Source organism: Neopoerus faecalis, assembly GCF_029218125.1.
GTDB lineage: Bacteria > Bacillota > Clostridia > Oscillospirales > Oscillospiraceae > Oscillibacter > Oscillibacter faecalis_A.
This window is the reverse complement of record NZ_JARFXX010000004.1, coordinates 109,943-127,861: the sequence shown is the minus strand read 5'-3', so window position 1 is coordinate 127,861 and position 17,919 is coordinate 109,943. Positions and strand designations below refer to the sequence as shown.

Below are 17,919 nucleotides of genomic sequence, written 5' to 3'. Positions count from 1 at the left end.
ATACAATGAAAGTTACAACATTGGACGAAAAATCCATCCATGATATCGGTCACGCTTTCGGCTATTACGACTACGGAGAGGAAACGGGAATGTCCGCTGCCTTTTCCGGGAAAGAAGCCACGGCAAACTATATCTGCGCCTATGTGCGCGGGGTGCTGCGGGGCGGCTTTCTGCACACCACCGGCGAGCGGGGCGAGGGCTATATCGCCTACAAGCTGCCGAAGCAGAAACTGGGCGTCAGGACGCTGTGGCCCATTGCAAAGGGGATGCTGCGCAATTCCAGCCTGAAGAGGCTCGTGCACTTCGCTATGGCCATCAAGCGCGGCGGTGTGCCACTGCAAGATCGCATGGACAAGGAGAAGAAGCCGTATATCTTTGTAGGGCTTGTCTGTGTGCGGGAGCAGTATCAGGACAGGGCTATATGCGCAAGGTTATGGATATTGCCTTTGCCGAGGGCAACCGGCTGGGCGTGCCGGTAATTCTGGAGACCGATGCCAAGTCCAAGTGCGACAAATATGTCCATCTGGGCATGGAACTTGCCGGAGTGCGGGACATCGGCGAATTTGGAAAGCTGTATGACCTGATCAAAAAACCGGACGCGGAAAAGCAGCAGTCTGTCAGTACGGAGGCATCAACATCAAAATGAAAATCACGGTTCTTGTAACGCTCATGGTATTTCTGGCATACTTTCTTGTTTTATACGGCGGGGTGGGTTTCATTCAGGACAAGCGTTTTTTCTCATCCGCACCAAAGGAAAATCTGGACGCAATCCCCGATACAAAGGAACGATTTCCCGGCGCACATAGTATCGGCTGGGTGATTGAGATCATTGCCATCCTGCTTTTTCTCGCTGCGGCGGCACTAAGCGTATGGGACGGCGTCAGAAACGGCTTCGGCTTCCTGGACTTCTTTGTGCGGTTTCTCGCCGTGCTCTACGCCATGGAGATCTACGACATCATTTTCTTTGACTGGGTGCTGCTGTGCCACTCCAATTTCTTTCCGCATTTCTATCCGGAGCTGAAGGGCGTGGTCGGTCCGCATATGTTCGGCTATAACAAGCAAACACATATCTGGCACTTTGTGATCTACATTCCCGCCTCCGCTGTGGCAGTGTGGCTTTGCGCGCTGCTTTGAGGACGTGTGACAGAAGCAATCGTTTTGGGAGGCAGAGATTTTCTATGCGTGTGATAAAAAAAGTCCTGCATGAAAAAAGAAAAACAACAGAAGCCCATATCCAGCAGCTTCAGCAGGCGGGGAAACAGGGTGTCCGATATACAGCGATGATGCCGGATATTCCGTTCCTGATGTTGGGGCTAATCAGCGATATTGGCTGGATGATCCACTTGATTGCAGGTGTTATTTACTTTTGAAGAAACGGCTTTTGCCATGTGCTGGACTATGCGGCGCTACTTGCGCTGGCGGGCGTCCTGTTCGGTGTTGCGTATCTAATTTATCTGAACAAGATCCACGAAAAGGAGATTGCCACAAAGCTCCAAAAGAATTTGAGCTTTGGGATAACGGTTTATTCCGGACTGGCAGGGGCGGTTGTCGGAATGACTCAGATCACAACAGCGTGCGTTTCCTCAGTGCTTGTATGGCTCATCGTTGGCGGTGTTCTTAACTTCGTCGCAGGACTGCCAATCTACCTCTCCTTCAAAAAAGAAATTTTCTATGGGGTGCAATGACTTTATGAACCGCAATAGGAGGCGAAGAAAATGGGAGCATATGCCCGATTCGCACGCAGACTGAGAAGGGAAAAACAATGATCATACTGCAATTGTTGATTTATTGCCTGCTGTTTACCGCAATGGTAAAAATCGCTGTGATCGGCGGGGCGGTCAATGGACTGTACTTTTATCCCAAGGAGGTGCAGGACCAAGCCATTGAGCTGGGACTGATCGACCGCAATACGATGAACCGGAAACGAAAGCGCTTTATGATTTCATTTTACATCGTGATGCTTGCTGCTCTTGTGCTGATTATTGGTATGTGGAACAGGGCTTCTATCTTTGGTGAAGCCTATTGGCAGGCGCTGCTGTTTCTTGAGGTCATGAATGTTTACGATGGCGTTGTAATCGACAAGCTATGGGTCGGGCACAGCCAGTTTTGGGTGCTGCCAAGGCTTGAAGATGCGCCGTTCGTGCAGACCTGGCGGCAGGTGCTGAAAAAGCGAAGCATACTGGCGTTGATCTGGGTCGCAGGAGCGGCAATTGTCGGCGGTATTGTCGTTTTGATCTTCTAAGAAGGAGGAAATTGCCAAATGAAAAGCAGAATTACGAACTGCAATTGGAGGTGAGAGAGATGGAAACGAGTGAAAAGTTCCTCCGAGGCTGCATACTCGGTGCGATCGGCGCTGTTCTGATGTCGGCTGGCGATTGGCTGCTGAGCTGCGTTCCGCTTCAGGAAGCGGACACCGGAATGTTTGACCGCGCCTACTATCTGTCCGGCGCTTACGGCCTGTGGCGGTCAGTCCTGACCGTGGGGCTGGGCGCGGTCGGCGGCTTTCTCTATTACTTTGTGGTAAAAGCGCTGAATGCGGACATTGACGCAAAGTATAGGAAAACAAAGTCCGTTCAGTACCTGTGCGGAATTTTCACCGTTGCAGTGGCGCTGACGATCCATACCTGGGTGGCAACCATGGCGTGGTTCACCACCTATCTGGGTCCGCGCATCGGAGAAGAAGCGGCTATCGCGGCGGTCACGGCCTATCAGGACGGCATGCTCCCCGCCATTGCGCCGATGTACGTTCCGATGATACTGGCTTTCGGCATCCATTTCGTGATGCTGCTTGCGGGCAAGACCCGTTATCCCCGGTGGATGCTGGCTTTTCACCCGGTCATATGGAACATTCTGCTGGCAGGCGTCCCGGATATTGCCCAAGCGATGCAGGTGCCTGTCGATACATGGATGTCCGTAATGAGCCAGAGCAGCACGAACAGTGCCATCATGGTCTGGTGCATCGCAGCTGCGGTGTATGAGAAAAAGTACTTCGCGCATCTCGCGGGCTGACAGCGATTGCTGAATTATCTGCGGCTTTTGCAGAAGTGCATCAGAACCGTTTTGCACAACTGTTTCGGAAACTGGATGCAGAGATTCGCACGGTTCCGGGCGGTCATGTAGGCTTTATCGTTCAGGCGGAACGGTATCTTGATTTGATGGAAACATTTTTGCAGAAAATTTTTTGAAGGAAGTCTTTCCGTGAAAAAGCACACCCAATGAAAAAAAGGAGTCTTGCATATGAAACCTGATTACAAAAACTGGATCCCCAAAGGGATGTTGTATTCGTTGATTGCCGGAACAGTGCTGTCGCTTGCGCTGCTGCTCATCTTTGGCGTATTCGGAATCGGTGTGAGCGGAAAACTGCGCATTGCGCTGGGGGTGGTATTCGGCATCGCCTTTGTCATCTGTGCAAAGTACACCGAGTGGTGCGTGCATGCCTATCGGAGCTTTTCCTATGACGGCGAACGCAAGCTCTCAAAGCAGATCATCGAAGGAACCGCGCATTATGTCACCCTGCCAGAGGGCGGCATTGGGCTGGATGTGGGCTGCGGCAGCGGTGCGCTGACCATTGCCTGTGCCAAACGAAACCCGCAGGGAAAAATGATTGGCATCGACCGCTGGGGCAAGGAATATGCTTCCTTCAGTCTGCCGTTGTGCGAAAAGAATGCCGCCGCAGAGGGCGTGACAAATATTTCGTTCCAACGCGGGAACGCTGTGAAGCTGGATTTTCTGGATGAGAGTTTTGATGCGGTGACAAGCAACTATGTCTATCACAACATCACCGGAGAGGATAAGCAGGCGCTTTTGCTGGAAACGCTGCGGGTGTTGAAAAAAGGTGGAACGTTTGCCATCCATGACCTGATGTCTGAGCGGCGATACGGGGATATGCAGGCGTTTGTCCAAAAGCTCAGGGAGATGGGCTATGAGCGTGTGGAACTGATCGATACGACAACGGGCAAATTTATGACCCCCAAGGAAGCCAAACGGCTGATGCTGCACGGTTCGACCCTGTTGGTGGGAAGAAAGTAATCAGTGTGGCATCAGCGAAAGCTGACCGTTCCCTTGCGGAAATTATGTAGGCAAGACTGCTAAGCGGTATATGGATGCAATGATGGCCTGTCCCCTCGGCGGCTGGGCTGCGTTTTTTGGGTCTGCAAATAAATCACGGGAGGAAAAGCGATATGAAATATAACGGTTTTTATTTCTGGATGTTCAAAAGCCCGATGAAAAAGGTTCTGGCAGAGAAATACGGCAGGGAATATGCCGCTGACATCATGAAAAAGAGCAAAAAAGTCTATCGTGAACTGGTCGAGAAAGCGGACGACATCGGTGACGATAACCCAATGGCGTACAACGAGCTGTTTGCCCTTGCCTTTGTCGCACCCTATGTGGCAAGTGAGAAAAAAATCCCGCCGGAAACCGTGCAGGAAATGATGCGCCGCTCACTCTATCATATCAAGTGGTACTTTGCAAAGACCGACTTGAATACCGACAAGGGTAAGGCGGAGAACAAAAAGAGTGTTGTCAAATACGCCAAGTGGTATACGCCCGAAAAGGAGGCGGAATACCCGACCTCCTTCAAGGTGGATTTTGTCGGGCAGCCGTATGAGGGTGCCTGCTACTACCGCATCACCCGCTGCCCCATCTGTTCCTATGCGCGAAATCTCGGTGTTTCCGAACTTATGCCGTTGTTCTGCGAGCTTGACGAAGTGATGATCACGCTTCAGCATGGCGTTCTGCACAGGAAACAGACGCTGGCGAATGGCGGAGAGTATTGCGACTACTTTATTACAGGCAACAAAGAACGACCTTGAATCCTACTTCTGTTTCATCGGTGATGCCTGAATCGGAAAGCAAGGTGCTTCTTCACGATTCCTTTGCCTGGAGCTGCACCATTCCGTGCAGCCGCGATCATACCAGTTTGCATAAAAATTATTTGAAGGAGGTCTTTTCGTGAAAAAACAGTCTGATCTTTCCCGGCTGATGGGTTACGCCGGGAACTACCGATATTTCACCTACGCTTCGTGGGTGTTGTCCGGGGCCAGTGCGCTGGTGGCGCTGGTGCCTTTTGTGTACATCTGGAAGATCCTGCGGGATGTGCTGAACGCGGCGCCAAACTATGCGCAGGCGGTGAACATCCCGCATTACGGCTGGATGGCAGTGTTATTTGCAGTGCTGTCTTACCTTATTTACATTGCGGCGCTGATGTGCTCCCATCTGTCGGCGTTCCGGGTGGCGACCAATCTGCGGCTGGCAGTGTCGGAGCATCTGGCACTGCTGCCGCTGGGCTTTGCCGAGAACTTCGGCAGCGGTAAGCTGCGCAAGATCATCCACGAGAGCACCGGAGCCGCCGAGACCTATCTTGCCCACCAGCTGCCCGACCAGTACAACGCCATCGCCACCCCGGTGGGGCTGCTGGTGCTGCTGTTGGCGTTCGACTGGAGGCTGGGGCTGCTGAGCCTTGCGCCGGTAGTGCTGGCTTTCCTCATTATGGCGACCATGACCGGCAAGCGGATGGTTGAAAAAATGCGGCAGTACGGCAACGCCTTGGAGGCCATGTCCAACGAGGCAGTGGAATACGTCCGGGGCATTCCGGTGGTCAAGACCTTCGGGCAGAGTGTGTTTTCCTTCAAAAAGTTCAAGGCCACCATTGATGAGTACGAAAAGTGGGTCGTCTCCTACACCAAAGACCTGCGCCTGCCCATGATGTTCTACACCGCCGCCGTCAACGGCGTGTTCGCCCTTCTGATTGCAGGCGGGCTGCTGTTCACGATACACGGCGTGACCCCGGAATTTCTGCTGAACCTGCTGTTCTATATCATCATCACGCCGGTGATCTCCCTGACTTTGACCCGCATAATGTACATGAGCGAGAACAAGATGGTGGTAGCGGATGCGCTGACACGCATCGACTCGGTGCTGGAGGCAGCACCCATGCAGGTTCAGGCTGTTCCGCAGCACCCGCAGGATGCTTCTGTCGCGCTACAGAATGTGCATTTCAGCTACGACGGAAAAAACGAGGTTATCAAGGGCGTTTCGCTGGAGATTCAGCCGGGACGGACTGTGGCTTTTGTAGGCCCCTCCGGCGGCGGAAAATCTACGCTGGCAAACCTTGTCTGCCGGTTCTTTGATGTGCAGAGCGGCAGCGTCCGGGTGGGCGGAGCGGATGTGCGGGCAATCCCCAAGGAAGAGCTGATGGATACCATCTCCTTTGTGTTCCAGAACAGCCGCCTGCTCAAGGGCAGCATTCTGGATAATGTCCGTCTGGGCAGACCGCAGGCCACCGAAGCCGAGGTGCTGGCAGCGTTGAAAGCGGCGCAGTGCATGGATATTATAGAAAAGTTCCCGGCGGGCATCCATACCGTTATCGGCACCAAGGGCGTGTATCTGTCCGGCGGCGAGCAGCAGCGCATTGCCATTGCCCGCGCCATGCTGAAAAATGCACCCATCCTGATTCTGGACGAGGCCACCGCTTTTGCCGACCCGGACAATGAAGCTAAGGTGCAGGCAGCCTTTGCCCGGCTTGCCAAGGGCAAAACCGTGCTGATGATCGCACACCGCCTGTCCACCGTAGCCAACGCCGACTGCATCTATGTGGTGCAGGATGGGCAAATTGCAGAATTCGGCACAAAGGACGAGCTGTGCACGCAGAACGGTCTGTTTGCCCGGATGTGGCAGGAGTATCAGGCATCGGTGCAGTGGAAGGTCGCAAAGGAGGGGTAAGGATGATCGAAATAATTCAACACGCCACGGCCAGCTCCCCGGAGGGCGCAAAGGGGCTTGTAAAGGGCATTCTGGCCTGTGCGTTCCAAAATATGGCGTTCATGCTGCCCACCGGGCTGCTGTATCTCCTGGTAAAAGATCTGCTGGCAGGCTCCACGAGCGGGAGAAAAGGTTTTTATCTGCTGGGGTGCCTGGGCTGCTTTGCGCTGATTTTGCTGACCACATGGTTCCAGTACAACGGCACCTATTTTACGACTTATAAAGAGAGCGGCACCCGCCGCCTGACCCTTGCGGAACGGCTGCGCAAGCTGCCCCTGTCCTTTTTCGGCAAGCGGGATCTTGCCGACCTGACCAGCACCATCATGGCAGACTGCGAGGTGCTGGAAAAGGACTGCTCCCACTTCATCCCCGGTCTGTTCGGTTCCCTCATTTCCACGGTGCTCATTGCCCTGAGCCTGTTCGCCTTTAACGGACGTATGGCGCTGGCGGCATTGTGGGTCATCCCGGTATCCGCCGCCATCGTGGTGGGCAGCTACCGGGTGCAGGACAAGGTGCAGGCCAAGACCATGGCGGCGAAAATGGCTTGTGCGGACGGCATTCAGGAGTACATCGAAACCCTCCGGGACCTGAAAGCCAGCAATGCGGAGCAGCGTTATCTGTCCGGTCTTTCCGGCAAAATTCGGGCTGTGGAAAAGCAGTCCATCGCAGCAGAACTGGAAACAGCGCTGTTTGTGTCCTCTGCGAGCATGGTGCTCAAGCTGGGCATTGCATCGGTGGCACTCACCGGCTCGGTGCTGCTGGTGCAGGGCAGTATCGATGTGCTGACCCTGTTTCTGTTCCTGATGGCGGCTTCCCGGATGTATGACCCTATGCAGGGCGCGTTGCAGAATCTGGCGGCGGTCATTGCCATGCGCACCAATGTGGGGCGGATGAACGAGATTCTGGACGCTCCCCTGCAGACCGGCAGCGAGCAGCTGACCAATCAGGGCTGCGATATCGTGTTCGACCATGTGGGCTTTGCCTACAACTCCGGCGAAACGGTGCTGCGGGATGTCTCCTTTACTGCAAGGCAGGGGGAGGTCACGGCACTGGTGGGCCCCTCCGGCGGTGGCAAGACTACCGTTTCCCGGCTGGCGGCACGGTTCTGGGACTACCAGAAGGGCAGCATCACCGTGGGCGGCATGGAGGTTTCTCGAATCGACCCGGAAAGGCTCATGAGCCTGTATTCCATCGTGTTTCAGGATGTGACTCTTTTTGACAACACGATACTGGAAAATATCCGTCTGGGGCGCAAAGGTGCCACCGACGAGGAGGTCCTTGCGGCGGCAAAGCTGGCAAACTGCGAGGAATTTGCCGAAAAGCTGCCGGACAAGTGGAACACGAACATCGGCGAGAATGGCTGCGCCCTTTCCGGCGGCGAGCGTCAGCGCATTTCCATTGCCCGCGCCTTCCTGAAGGATGCGCCCATCATTCTGCTGGACGAGGCCACCGCCAGTCTGGACGTGGAGAACGAAACTGCCATTCAGGAGGCACTTTCCCGGCTCATAAAACACAAAACTGTCCTTATCATCGCCCACCGGATGCGCACCGTAGCCGGGGCGGACAAAATCGTGGTGCTGTCCGACGGCGTGGTGGCTGAGCAGGGTGCGCCCGATGCGCTCTATGCCTGCGATGGACTGTATACCCACATGGTGGATTTGCAGACCGAAAGCCAGAGCTGGGCCATCTGACCCAATTCAAAAACAGCCCCTCGACACAACAAAAAAGGACATCTATTCGAAAGAATAGGTGTCCTTTTTATAAGTACATAACCGCTCAGCCTTGCTGTGCGGTCGCACAGCAGAGACTGCCCGATTTTGAGAGATTGGTCAGTCTCTGCGCTTTTTTTATCAATCAAAGGAGGCGTATCCATGAGCAACGAAATCATGCAGGAAAACACACCATTTGTTGAATGCAGTGCATTCCACCGTGGAATGAGCGTGTTGGAGGCCAATCTGCGAAACACCGAGGATTCAGAAGCTATCATCAGTGGTCTTCTGAAAGGTGCGGCTGAGTTTTATGGCGCATCAAGAGAATGCACAAACTATTTCAAGTGCAATTTTCACCCATTACACCAGGCTACGGTCTCTTTGAATTGCTCCCATGTAATATCTTTGCAAAAACGGCGATCCAGTACATACAGGGATTGCCGGAAGCGAGACTGCTGAAATCTGTGGTCGTGCCGTTTTGGAAAGGCCGGGCATAATTATCCCCGGAGCATGACCCTTGCGCGGAATACGCCGTCCTGATAGGTAACCGTACTCACCCCGCCGGATTTTTCTGCGATGTGACGGACGGACTGAAGTCCGACGCCGTCTCCTTTTCGCTTGGAGGACTGAAAGACACCACCTTTTTCGCGGATGACTCCGTCATAGGTGTTTTCAACCTGAATCAGTGCCAGACTGTTGCCATGCAGATAGGCTGTCAGTTTGATCCTGCGTCGGGCAGGCACGGTGCGCAGGCTGGCTTCCAGCGCATTTTCCAGCAGATTCGAGAGAACCAGACATAGATTGATTTCGTCTACAGGAAGACATTCCGGCAGATCAATCTGCACGGAATACGGGATATTCTCCCGTTTGGCAAGCGCGCAGTAATACCCGACCACGCTGTCTGCCGCCCGGTTTTCGCAGAAATGCATTTCAAGACTTGGAATTCTGGAAACCGCACCGGAGAGATAGGCTTTGATCTTTTCAAGATCCCCTTCTTCTGCAAGGGCAGCGAGCTGACATAGCTGGTGGCGCAGATCGTGCCGCGCCTGCCGTGCTTCCTCAATGGCAGCTTTCAAGCTTTCGTAGCGCTGCTGCTGCATGGAAAGCAGCTGGTTCTCCTGCTGCAATCTCACATTCCGGTTGATGCTGATCGCCATCAGAAGGAAGATTGCGTTGAAGAAAAGCATCAAAAACAAAAGTGCGATGCTGATCACAAAATACCCCTGCAAAACACGCCCGGTATAGAGCGTGTCCGCATACTTGGGGATCATAAACAGATTCAGCGCAATGAACACCAGCGGCAGCACCCAGAAGGAATACCAAGTCTGCGCAAAATTTTCATCCTCGACCATCCTCCGCACGCTGTGCGTCGCAGGATAATAGGCGATGACGGCAAACAGCCAGCAGATCACCTGATAGCAAATCGCAGACCGCAGACAGAACCATGGCGCAGCTTGCGCCTGCGGCAAACCGGCCAGCATAGCGGCATTGATCGCTCTTGAAAGGCTGTTGATACAGGCAAATACCGCACAGATGGACAACGCAATCGTTCCGGATTTCCAAAGCGAAATCCGGAGCGTTTTTATGTAGATCACGACTGCAAGCAAGGTTAGGGCTGCAAGCATCGGCGCAGTCGGCATGCGGCGCGCATAGCACACCACGCCTCCGGCGGCGCAAAGCAGCGCAAGCAGCGGAACAAGCCACAAAACAAGCTTTGACAGCGGCTGCTTTAAGCTGGATTTTACCGGGAAGTAGGCAAGCAGCATGCCGGGAATCACCACGCCGAGCTCCAGAATTGGAGGCAGCAGCTCCATTATGCCATCCGCCCCCTTTGAAGCAAGAACTCCATAAGCGCCTGCCGGGCGCTTTTCAGAAGGTCCTGACTGACAAACACGCGGCTTCCGTCCGCCATGCGGAAGGCGGCGCCTTCCAGATCCTTCGCGTGTTCCAGATTCACGATCACGCCGCGCCCGCACACAAAAAAGCGTGTGTCTTCCTTTAGTGGGGCGATGAACGTCTTGAAGGGTTGGCGTGTGGCAAGCGTCTTTTGAACCGTCGTATGGACGTAGATCAAGTGGGCGAAGTGTTCTGCGTAGACGATGTCCTGATAGCGCAGATGGATCTCGCTTCCATCCACCTTTAGCTCCATATATTTATCCGGCTGCGGTATGCGGGCAAGCAGCTCGTCCGTCAGCGCATCGATGTCCGCTTCGGTAAAGGGCTTGACCAGATAGTGCAGCGCCCGTACCTGAAAGCCCTCCAGCGCATGGTCGGTCGAGGTCGTGGTAAAAACCAGCAGGCAGTCCGTGTTGGTTTTCCGTAGCTTCTTTGCCGCCTCCATGCCCGTCATGCCATCCATATAAATATCCAGAAATGCGGCAGTAAAGGGCGCTTTCCTTGCCGCTTCCAGAAATGTCTCGCCGCTTTCGTATTCCAGAATATCCGCCTGCACATTTCTCCGGTGAAGCTGCTGCTCCAGCCGGTCTTTCAGCAGTGCACGTTCCGCAGCAAGATCATCCACAATCGCAATTCTCATGCAGGGTTCTCTCCTTGTGCTTGAATTCCAAGATAATTATATCACAGCGTGTCGAGGATGACAAAGAACCGCTGTCGGAATTCGTGCCAAAATAGCCCCTTTCGTGCCACGGCGCTTGAAAAAACCGAATGGCCTTTTTATACTGAGCGCAAGCAAAATGCCAAATCGGATGAAGGAAGGAGGGAAATCTGTGTATCGTATTGCCGTGCTGGCAGAACAGGAAGCAGAGCGGCAGCGCTACGCCGAGCAAATTACCCGGTTTTGTGAAGCGAAGGGGCTGTTTCCGCAGGTCATGCAATATGACGACCAGGAACGCTTTTTTGAAACGGCGCAGAAAGAGGCTCCAACCAATGCCGTCATTGCACTTTCCGGAGTGGCAGGACTGAATGCAGCGGAGCATCTTCGCTCCTTATGCCCCGCGTGCCGGATGATCTGGTGCAGTGACCTGGATTTCTCTCTTCACGCCTTCCGGCTGCGAGCCGACTATTTCCTGATGAAGCCGGTTTCCGAGGAAGCATTCCGGCGAGGACTGAATGCCTGGATTGAATAAACGGGCATCGAACCAAACCAAGACAACAAGCACAAAAATGGAGGATATCAATGAAAAAGAAAAAGTTACAATGTTCTGTACCAACCCTTCTGCTGGCCGGTGTGTTGTGCCTGACTTTGGCGGCCTGCGGTGCGAAGCAGTCTTCCGACATGCCTGCATCGGATACAGACTCCGCGGCAAGCGCCGCCCTGCCGGTAAAGGCCATGAATGCCAAGCGTGTCGATGAAAACCCCTATATGGCAAAGAGCGACGCCAACATTCACCACGACGGCTACAATACCGACTCTACGGATGAAGTCTTGCCGCTTGGCATCTATCCAGAGATCAATGTTTCCTATGAAAAAACCAACGCGAACGCTTCGCCTGCCATTTACTTTGACAGCTACGGCCACGCAGTCGTACCGCTGCTCGGCGGCGTCGCCATCCGCGATCTGAATGCCGAAGAGACGAAGACTCTTGGCTATTTCTCTCCGAAGCAGCATGACGGCGGTGGTTATGTCATCCAGAGCTCCTACACGTTCCTTGACTCGGAAAACCGCATCGTCTGCCCCACCAGCAACAACCATGTGCTGATGCTGCGGGCAACCGATGAAGCAGGAAACGTCCTGCCTGAATTTGAAAAGGTACTGGACATTGACATCAAGGCGGCAGCCGAGGCTGCGCTCGGCAAGGAGCTGACGCAGAATCTTCTGTCCGTGGTTTTTGACTACGACGGCAACCTCTGGTTTGCAACCGGCGGCTTCCGCATCTATCCCGAGCGTGAGCAGCAGGGCGTGCTCGGCTACATCGCCCACTCGGCGATTGAGGCGATCCTGAACGGAGAGCAGGCCGACCTTTCGAAGGCCGTCTTCGTCTACGGGCTGGCGCTCGGCGAGGGCGCGGAAAACGGGATTGCCGCCTCCAAGGACGGTGCGGTCATCCTGACAAACCAGAACTGTTATCTGCTGCGTGCCAATAACGGTGTCGAGGCTGTCTGGTGCACACCGTATGAGAGCGTCGGCGCTAAGGTCAGCGGCGAAAACGACAAGACCACCGGCGGCGGTCTTGCCTGGGGCGGCGGCTGCTCCCCGTCGCTGACGCCGGATCTTGTGATGTTCACCGACAACGCAGACCCCGTCAAGCTGCTGGCGCTCGATATGAAGACCGGTAAGATCGTTGCAAGTCTGCCGGTGCTGGACGATCTGCCCGAGGGCTATCAGGTGGCGGTTGAAAACTCTGCCATCGTCTATGACGACAGTGAGGGCACCGTCAGCACTATCGTGTGCAACTGGTTCGGCGCAGGCAGCGCAGGCCTTGCCGATCCCAACAACGACTCTTCCATCCAGAGCTACGCCAACATCTATGATATGAACTGGCTGACAAAGGGCAACTGCATGATCGCGCCCGGCGTCGAACGTGTCGATACCATCAAAACCGATTCCGGCTATGAGATGAAAAGCGTCTGGTGCCGCAATGACTTGAGCGACACGTCAATTATGAAGCTCTCCACCGCAACGGGCTATATTTACGGCTATGTGCAGGATCTGGAAAGCGGCATGTGGCAGTACATCATTCTGGACTTTGCGACCGGCGAGACCGTCTTTACGATGGATGTTTCCAACAAATACGGCTACAACAACATGGCAATTGGTATGTATGCCGGCAACAGCGGCAACGCGCTCTACTGCCCGACGGGCTATCTGGAGCTGCTCAGATTACAGGATCGCTTCGCCTATCTGCCCGAAATGCCGTACCGAGAGGTCGATCTCGATAAGGCCGCGCGGAACGTACTGACACAGGAACAGTTTGAGCAGGCCGGCGGCGAAGGAGCGGTTGCAAGCTGGCGCAACACCGTGACAGTTGAAAACGTCCACCCCAACACGACGGTCTCGTTCCGGATGAACAATCTTTCCGGAAGCGCCGCTGATTTGAAGCTCTATGCCTACGGTGCGGACGGAAAGCTGGCGGAGGTCAGCAAAGAGCTGTGGACGATCACGGATGAAGCCGGGACTGGCGTGGATACCCTGACTGACGGCACACTGTATGAACTGCGTGTCAGCGTCGCAGACGGCGGTGCGTTCGACCTGAGCGAGGCGGAAAAGGAGATCAAAATTTCCGTTGTACTTGCGAAGTAAGACCCAAGGAAGACTCCGGTGCCAAAAGCGCCGGAGACTTCCTCAGCCTGTCAAAAAACCACAAAATCATCCCCGCTTCTGATATTCTGATATAATGAAAGAAACGGGGGTGTGCGCCGGTTCGGTGGCAAGCATATAGCCGGTGGGAATCCGGCCTGGTAAGGCTTGGCAAGCCATCAGTATCGAGTCCTTGGAGCGTCAAAGGCCAACAATGACGTTTAAGCGTAGGACAGAGAGCAGGAAGGCCGTAATGCGAAAGCGTGAAGTGATAGATCTCCGTCATAGAATCAATTGTGTGGGATGGCCATGTGCCTCCGCGGTCATCAACAAGGAACGGTCGCTAACTGCAAGACCGGGAAAACACGCCGGAGTCCAAGAGCACGGCACACCTGACATTGTTATGTTTGTCATACCCGGGAGGCCTGAGTGGCTCCGCAGGAAAAAGAACTGCGGTAGGGAGTATCGGCCAAGCGCCTCGCCCCTTGTCCCATGCACGCCCCAACAATACCGGCGCACCATGAGGGTAACGGTTTCGATCTCCTTTTCCTTGTTCGAGTTCTGAAGTTCATTCTGTTTTATACGCAGTTAGTCTACTCTAACCGTCTGGTGGAAGAAAAGGCAGGCCACCTGTATGCAGTCTGCCTTTTGCCTGATGCGAAAGCCCGCAGACGCGCGGGGCTTACAGCACCAGCGAGGGCGCGGTGTAGACCCGTGCCTTCAGCTCGCTGTTGAGCATATACAGCCCCTTGCTGTCACCGCCGAACAACTCCATCTTGGTGATGAGGTCGGCGGCGTTCTTCTCCTCCTCGCCCTGTTCCTTGATGAACCAGTCCAGCATCTGCATGGCGCGGAAGTCTTTTGCCTCGTATGCGGCGGCGTAGATGGCATCGATGCTGGCGGTGACCAGCTTCTCGTGCTCCAGTGCCTTTTTCAGCGGGGTCATGTGGTCGCCTCGTTCCCACTCCGGCTTTGCGATAGCCTCAAAGGTGACGCCCTCGCCGTTATTCTGCAAATACTGATAAAACAGCATGGCGTGATCCCGTTCCTCCTGCGCCTGTACCCGGTACCAGTTCTCAAAGCCGTCCAGTCCGACGGCGGCGTAGTAGTTGGCAAAGTCCAGATACAGATAGGCGGAGTAGAACTCCTTGTTGATCTGCTCGTTGAGCAGCTTAGATACGTTAGCGTTCATGATACTTCTCCTCCATAAGATTGTCTTTTTCCTGCTCCCGGCAGGCGGGGCAGATATACCGGATCCAGAGCGATGCTGGGATGCTCCCTTTTCATCTCCAGGAACACCTGCTCCGCCGTGGGATGCTGCTGTAGCTCCGTTACGGCGGCCAATATCTCCTCTGCGTATTTTGGCATACCGCCAACCCTCCAAATGCAAGAATGAGTCTTATTCTTTTGCTTTTATTATACCTATATTTTTTTCTCTGTCAACAACCACAAAGGGCCTGTGCTCCAAAAGCTGCCTCGAAGTACCTTGACAGTTTTAACCGTATCTGTTATATTTCAGCATAAACTGTATCAGTAGCAAGCACAGTTACATTGTAGGTTGATTATGCGTCAGATATTACTTTTTGCGGCACTTGCCACCTCGCTTGCGCTGCTGAGCGGCTGCACGCTGTCCAAGACAAAAGCGAACACGGCGGAGGACATGACAGGCAAGGCGGCGTATCATAAGCTCAGCGCCGAGGAAGCCTATGAGATGATGGCCTCGCAGGAGGTCGTGGTGGTGGATGTTCGCACCCGGGAGGAGTACGACGGCGGGCATATTGAAAACGCCGTCCTTGTGCCCAACGAGAGCATCGGGAGCGAAATGCCCGAGGCGCTGCCCGACAAGGAAGCGACGCTGCTGATCTACTGCCGCAGCGGCCGCCGCAGCAAGGATGCTGCACAAAAGCTGCTGGCGCTGGGGTATCAGAGCGTCTACGACTTCGGCGGCGTCATCGACTGGCCCTACGAGCTTGTGAAGGAGGGATGATTGTGGACAGTTCTTTTAATCTGGCCGTCCATGCGCTGATCTGCCTGAGCCACAGTGGACGCTCCCTCAGCAGCGAAGCGCTGGCGGAGAACATCTGCACCAATCCCACCCGCGTCCGCCGGGTGCTGGCGGGGCTGAAAAAGGCGGGAATGGTGGAGACCCGGGAGGGCTTGGACGGCGGCTACCGCCTGACGGCAGACCCCGCAACCCTTTCTCTCCGGCAGGTGGCGGAGGCGGTGAATACCCGCTTTGTGGACTGCGCGTGGCACAGCGGCGACATTGACCGGGACTGCGCCATCTGCTCTGGCATGGCGGGCGTGATGGATGCGCTGTACCGGAGCATGAATGAGGAATGCACCGCCTATCTCTCGCACATTACGATCACGGATATTGAAACACAGCTTTTTACACAGAAAGGGGTTTTGCAAATGGATGAAGCAGCTACGGTCTGTAGAGATCGGCAGGACAGCGTCAGCTCGTACAATCTGATTTGATCATACCCACAGTCGCTTTGGCTCTTGGTATTTTCTGTTTGAACTCCAAAAGCTTTGCAGAGCTCAAGGAGCCTAATCGTACAACCAGAGCAGCGCCGCGCCGATTTTCTCAAATTATGTGACGCCGTCACAGTAAAACCGCTTGTCATGCGGTATACTATACCCAAACAAAGGAAAGGAGCTGACAGATATGGCAGCTATGAATATGAATCAGGAGCAGTTTAAGCAGTTGATCCGGGAGGAAAAGCCTGTTTTGGTGGATTTCTGGGCGCCCTGGTGCGGCTATTGCCGGAGGATTGGCCCTGCGTATGAGAAGATTGGAGAGGAATACGCGGACAGCCTCGTTGTCGGCAAGATCAATATTGACGAGGAGCCGCGGCTGGCGGGGGCCGAGGGGATCGCGGTCATCCCAACTCTTGTGCTGTACCGAAACGGAAAGGCCGTGGATTCCGTCACCGCACCCGGCTCAAAGGCAGAGATCGACCGTTTCATTCAGGAAGCCCTGGCGAAATAACGGAGGGTTCAGATATGAACAACAATCATGTTTATGATATGCTCGTGGTGGGCGGCGGCCCAGGCGGCTACACCGCCGCCCTGTACGCGGCACGGGCGGGGCTGGACACCGTCGTGCTGGAAAAACTGTCCGCCGGTGGGCAGATGGCACTGACCGAGCAGATCGACAACTATCCCGGCTTTGAGGACGGGATCGACGGCTTCTCTCTGGCGGAGAAGATGCAAAAGCAGGCGGAGCGCTTCGGGGTACGCAGCGAATACGCAGAAGTCCTCCGCATGGATCTGACGGCGGTTCCCAAGCTCTTGGAAACCAGTGAGGGGATCTTCCGCGGGAAAACCGTGGTGCTGGCCACCGGCGCAGACCCCAGAACGCTGGGCGTAGCCGGAGAGGCGGAGCTGTTGGGCCGGGGCGTGGCCTACTGCGCCGCCTGCGACGGGATGTTTTACAAGGGCAAAACGGTGGTCGTGGTGGGCGGCGGCAATTCCGCCGCGGCAGATGCCCTCCTTCTCAGCCGCGTGGCAAAAAAGGTGATCCTCGTCCACCGCAGAGACACCCTGCGGGCCACCAAGATCTATCACGAGCCGCTGGCACAGGCCGAAAACGTGGAATTCCGTTGGAACAGCGTCGTTTCCGCGCTGCTTTCCGGGGACAGGCTGACCGGCGTCCGCCTGCGGGACACCGTCACCGGTGAGGAAAGCGTGGTGGACTGCGACGGCGTATTTGTCAGCGTGGGCCGACAGCCCGCCACGGCGCTGGCGGTGGGTCAACTATCGCTGGACGGCGGCGGCTATATCGTGGCCGGAGAGACCACGGAAACCAGTATTCCCGGCGTTTACGCCGTGGGCGACGTGCGGACGAAGCCCCTCCGTCAGGTGGTCACCGCCGTGGCGGACGGCGCAGTGGCAGTCCACATGGCGGAAAAATATATCGCGGAAAACCGATAAGGGAGGTAGATTGAAAAAGCCATGTTTAAGGTCAGGCCGGATACGACCGCAGTGGGGATGCCGACATATCTGCAAGGCGAACTGCCAGAGTGATGGCAGATAAGATAACCCATGTAAGATTGGGAGATATGTTGTCTCTCCATATCCAGTCCACGCAACAGTGTGCAACTGAACACAAAACACAGCCACAGATGTACTCTGCGGCTGTGCTTTTATGCGTTCTCAAGACTCCGGTCTCGCCCCACACCACATCGTGACCTCAACCTGAGATGACGGTACTCTGCCCTTGGGACATAAAGCAGATGAGTAAGA

At 54.9% G+C, this 17,919-nt stretch carries 22 protein-coding genes; 18 read left to right on the top strand and 4 right to left on the bottom strand.

All coding sequences use genetic code 11. The features are described from left to right. Positions 1-5 precede the first annotated feature (5 nt). The 12 genes from PY311_RS06380 to PY311_RS06325 all read left to right on the top strand — a co-directional run bounded on the left by PY311_RS06380 (position 6) and on the right by PY311_RS06325 (position 8,930). The gene (locus tag PY311_RS06380) at positions 6-479 is read left to right on the top strand and encodes a hypothetical protein (protein WP_286147834.1); all 474 of its coding nucleotides are present in this window, start codon (positions 6-8) and stop codon (positions 477-479) included. Then, on the top strand, positions 422-646 hold the full coding sequence (locus PY311_RS06375; protein WP_286147833.1) for a hypothetical protein: 225 nt from the start codon (positions 422-424) through the stop codon (positions 644-646). Before PY311_RS06380 ends, PY311_RS06375 begins: the two co-directional genes overlap by 58 nt. After that, on the top strand, positions 643-1,134 hold the full coding sequence (locus PY311_RS06370; protein WP_286147832.1) for a hypothetical protein: 492 nt from the start codon (positions 643-645) through the stop codon (positions 1,132-1,134). The genes PY311_RS06375 and PY311_RS06370 overlap by 4 nt, the downstream gene beginning before the upstream one ends. A 44-nt stretch (positions 1,135-1,178) precedes the next feature. Further along, on the top strand, positions 1,179-1,370 hold the full coding sequence (locus tag PY311_RS06365; RefSeq protein WP_286147831.1) for a hypothetical protein: 192 nt from the start codon (positions 1,179-1,181) through the stop codon (positions 1,368-1,370). A gap of 18 nt (positions 1,371-1,388) precedes the next feature. Next, complete coding sequence (locus PY311_RS06360) at positions 1,389-1,685, top strand: hypothetical protein (RefSeq protein WP_286147830.1); 297 nt, start codon at positions 1,389-1,391, stop codon at positions 1,683-1,685. A gap of 77 nt (positions 1,686-1,762) precedes the next feature. After that, a complete protein-coding gene (locus tag PY311_RS06355; RefSeq protein WP_286147829.1) occupies positions 1,763-2,242 on the top strand; it encodes a hypothetical protein in 480 nt (159 codons plus the stop codon). Positions 2,243-2,301: 59 nt separating this feature from the next. Continuing rightward, a complete protein-coding gene (locus PY311_RS06350; protein ID WP_286147828.1) occupies positions 2,302-3,009 on the top strand; it encodes a DUF6796 family protein in 708 nt (235 codons plus the stop codon). A 228-nt stretch (positions 3,010-3,237) separates the two neighbouring features. After that, positions 3,238-4,029: a class I SAM-dependent methyltransferase gene (locus PY311_RS06345; protein WP_286147827.1), complete on the top strand. Its 792-nt coding sequence runs from the start codon at positions 3,238-3,240 to the stop codon at positions 4,027-4,029. A gap of 152 nt (positions 4,030-4,181) precedes the next feature. Next, positions 4,182-4,814, top strand: coding sequence for an L-2-amino-thiazoline-4-carboxylic acid hydrolase (locus PY311_RS06340; RefSeq protein WP_286147826.1), 633 nt, complete (start codon positions 4,182-4,184; stop codon positions 4,812-4,814). Between the two features lie 139 nt (positions 4,815-4,953). Further along, on the top strand, positions 4,954-6,723 hold the full coding sequence (locus PY311_RS06335) for an ABC transporter ATP-binding protein (protein ID WP_286147825.1): 1,770 nt from the start codon (positions 4,954-4,956) through the stop codon (positions 6,721-6,723). Between the two features lie 2 nt (positions 6,724-6,725). Continuing rightward, positions 6,726-8,453, top strand: a complete 1,728-nt coding sequence (locus tag PY311_RS06330; protein WP_286147824.1) for an ABC transporter ATP-binding protein — start codon at positions 6,726-6,728, stop codon at positions 8,451-8,453. Between the two features lie 180 nt (positions 8,454-8,633). Beyond that, positions 8,634-8,930: a hypothetical protein gene (locus PY311_RS06325; protein ID WP_286147823.1), complete on the top strand. Its 297-nt coding sequence runs from the start codon at positions 8,634-8,636 to the stop codon at positions 8,928-8,930. Between the two features lie 38 nt (positions 8,931-8,968). Here the strand turns inward: PY311_RS06325 and PY311_RS06320 are convergent, their stop codons facing one another. Both PY311_RS06320 and PY311_RS06315 read right to left on the bottom strand, forming a co-directional pair. Further along, on the bottom strand, positions 8,969-10,285 hold the full coding sequence (locus PY311_RS06320) for a sensor histidine kinase (protein ID WP_286147822.1): 1,317 nt from the start codon (positions 10,283-10,285) through the stop codon (positions 8,969-8,971). Beyond that, a complete protein-coding gene (locus PY311_RS06315; RefSeq protein ID WP_286147821.1) occupies positions 10,285-11,007 on the bottom strand; it encodes a LytR/AlgR family response regulator transcription factor in 723 nt (240 codons plus the stop codon). The genes PY311_RS06320 and PY311_RS06315 overlap by 1 nt, the downstream gene beginning before the upstream one ends. A 190-nt stretch (positions 11,008-11,197) precedes the next feature. On the opposite strand from PY311_RS06315, the gene PY311_RS06310 reads away from it, so the two are divergent. Next, positions 11,198-11,557: a response regulator gene (locus PY311_RS06310; RefSeq protein WP_350309705.1), complete on the top strand. Its 360-nt coding sequence runs from the start codon at positions 11,198-11,200 to the stop codon at positions 11,555-11,557. A 149-nt stretch (positions 11,558-11,706) separates the two neighbouring features. After that, on the top strand, positions 11,707-13,671 hold the full coding sequence (locus PY311_RS06305) for a hypothetical protein (protein WP_434059935.1): 1,965 nt from the start codon (positions 11,707-11,709) through the stop codon (positions 13,669-13,671). A gap of 679 nt (positions 13,672-14,350) precedes the next feature. On the opposite strand, the gene PY311_RS06300 is transcribed toward PY311_RS06305, so the two are convergent. Both PY311_RS06300 and PY311_RS06295 read right to left on the bottom strand, forming a co-directional pair. Next, complete coding sequence (locus PY311_RS06300; RefSeq protein WP_349148736.1) at positions 14,351-14,860, bottom strand: ferritin; 510 nt, start codon at positions 14,858-14,860, stop codon at positions 14,351-14,353. After that, on the bottom strand, positions 14,857-15,036 hold the full coding sequence (locus PY311_RS06295; RefSeq protein ID WP_177610631.1) for a helix-turn-helix domain-containing protein: 180 nt from the start codon (positions 15,034-15,036) through the stop codon (positions 14,857-14,859). The genes PY311_RS06300 and PY311_RS06295 overlap by 4 nt, the downstream gene beginning before the upstream one ends. Before the next feature lie 196 nt (positions 15,037-15,232). Between PY311_RS06295 and PY311_RS06290 the strand changes: the two genes are divergently transcribed. The 4 genes from PY311_RS06290 (at position 15,233) to trxB (ending at position 17,607) form a co-directional block, all read left to right on the top strand. Next, positions 15,233-15,655 carry a rhodanese-like domain-containing protein gene (locus PY311_RS06290; protein ID WP_286147819.1) on the top strand — a complete coding sequence of 141 codons (423 nt, stop codon included), beginning with the start codon at positions 15,233-15,235 and terminating at the stop codon, positions 15,653-15,655. A gap of 2 nt (positions 15,656-15,657) precedes the next feature. Next, entirely contained in the window at positions 15,658-16,149 is a 492-nt protein-coding gene (locus PY311_RS06285; protein ID WP_286147818.1) for an RrF2 family transcriptional regulator, read from the top strand. Between the two features lie 190 nt (positions 16,150-16,339). Further along, positions 16,340-16,663 carry a thioredoxin gene (gene trxA, locus PY311_RS06280; RefSeq protein ID WP_286147817.1) on the top strand — a complete coding sequence of 108 codons (324 nt, stop codon included), beginning with the start codon at positions 16,340-16,342 and terminating at the stop codon, positions 16,661-16,663. 14 nt (positions 16,664-16,677) lie between these two features. Beyond that, the gene (gene trxB, locus PY311_RS06275; RefSeq protein ID WP_286147816.1) at positions 16,678-17,607 is read left to right on the top strand and encodes a thioredoxin-disulfide reductase; all 930 of its coding nucleotides are present in this window, start codon (positions 16,678-16,680) and stop codon (positions 17,605-17,607) included. Positions 17,608-17,919: the final 312 nt, after the last annotated feature.

Coding starts and splice junctions, on each gene's coding strand:
- PY311_RS06350 (WP_286147828.1), top strand. CDS start 2,302: ATGGAAACGAGTGAAAAGTTCCTCCGAGGCTGCATACTCGGTGCGATC.
- PY311_RS06380 (WP_286147834.1), top strand. CDS start 6: ATGAAAGTTACAACATTGGACGAAAAATCCATCCATGATATCGGTCAC.
- PY311_RS06365 (WP_286147831.1), top strand. CDS start 1,179: ATGCGTGTGATAAAAAAAGTCCTGCATGAAAAAAGAAAAACAACAGAA.
- trxA (WP_286147817.1), top strand. CDS start 16,340: ATGGCAGCTATGAATATGAATCAGGAGCAGTTTAAGCAGTTGATCCGG.
- PY311_RS06315 (WP_286147821.1), bottom strand. CDS start 11,007: ATGAGAATTGCGATTGTGGATGATCTTGCTGCGGAACGTGCACTGCTG.
- PY311_RS06305 (WP_434059935.1), top strand. CDS start 11,707: ATGCCTGCATCGGATACAGACTCCGCGGCAAGCGCCGCCCTGCCGGTA.
- PY311_RS06295 (WP_177610631.1), bottom strand. CDS start 15,036: ATGCCAAAATACGCAGAGGAGATATTGGCCGCCGTAACGGAGCTACAG.
- PY311_RS06375 (WP_286147833.1), top strand. CDS start 422: ATGCGCAAGGTTATGGATATTGCCTTTGCCGAGGGCAACCGGCTGGGC.
- PY311_RS06300 (WP_349148736.1), bottom strand. CDS start 14,860: ATGAACGCTAACGTATCTAAGCTGCTCAACGAGCAGATCAACAAGGAG.
- PY311_RS06320 (WP_286147822.1), bottom strand. CDS start 10,285: ATGGAGCTGCTGCCTCCAATTCTGGAGCTCGGCGTGGTGATTCCCGGC.
- PY311_RS06330 (WP_286147824.1), top strand. CDS start 6,726: ATGATCGAAATAATTCAACACGCCACGGCCAGCTCCCCGGAGGGCGCA.
- PY311_RS06340 (WP_286147826.1), top strand. CDS start 4,182: ATGAAATATAACGGTTTTTATTTCTGGATGTTCAAAAGCCCGATGAAA.
- PY311_RS06370 (WP_286147832.1), top strand. CDS start 643: ATGAAAATCACGGTTCTTGTAACGCTCATGGTATTTCTGGCATACTTT.
- PY311_RS06345 (WP_286147827.1), top strand. CDS start 3,238: ATGAAACCTGATTACAAAAACTGGATCCCCAAAGGGATGTTGTATTCG.
- PY311_RS06325 (WP_286147823.1), top strand. CDS start 8,634: ATGAGCAACGAAATCATGCAGGAAAACACACCATTTGTTGAATGCAGT.
- PY311_RS06290 (WP_286147819.1), top strand. CDS start 15,233: ATGCGTCAGATATTACTTTTTGCGGCACTTGCCACCTCGCTTGCGCTG.
- PY311_RS06355 (WP_286147829.1), top strand. CDS start 1,763: ATGATCATACTGCAATTGTTGATTTATTGCCTGCTGTTTACCGCAATG.
- trxB (WP_286147816.1), top strand. CDS start 16,678: ATGAACAACAATCATGTTTATGATATGCTCGTGGTGGGCGGCGGCCCA.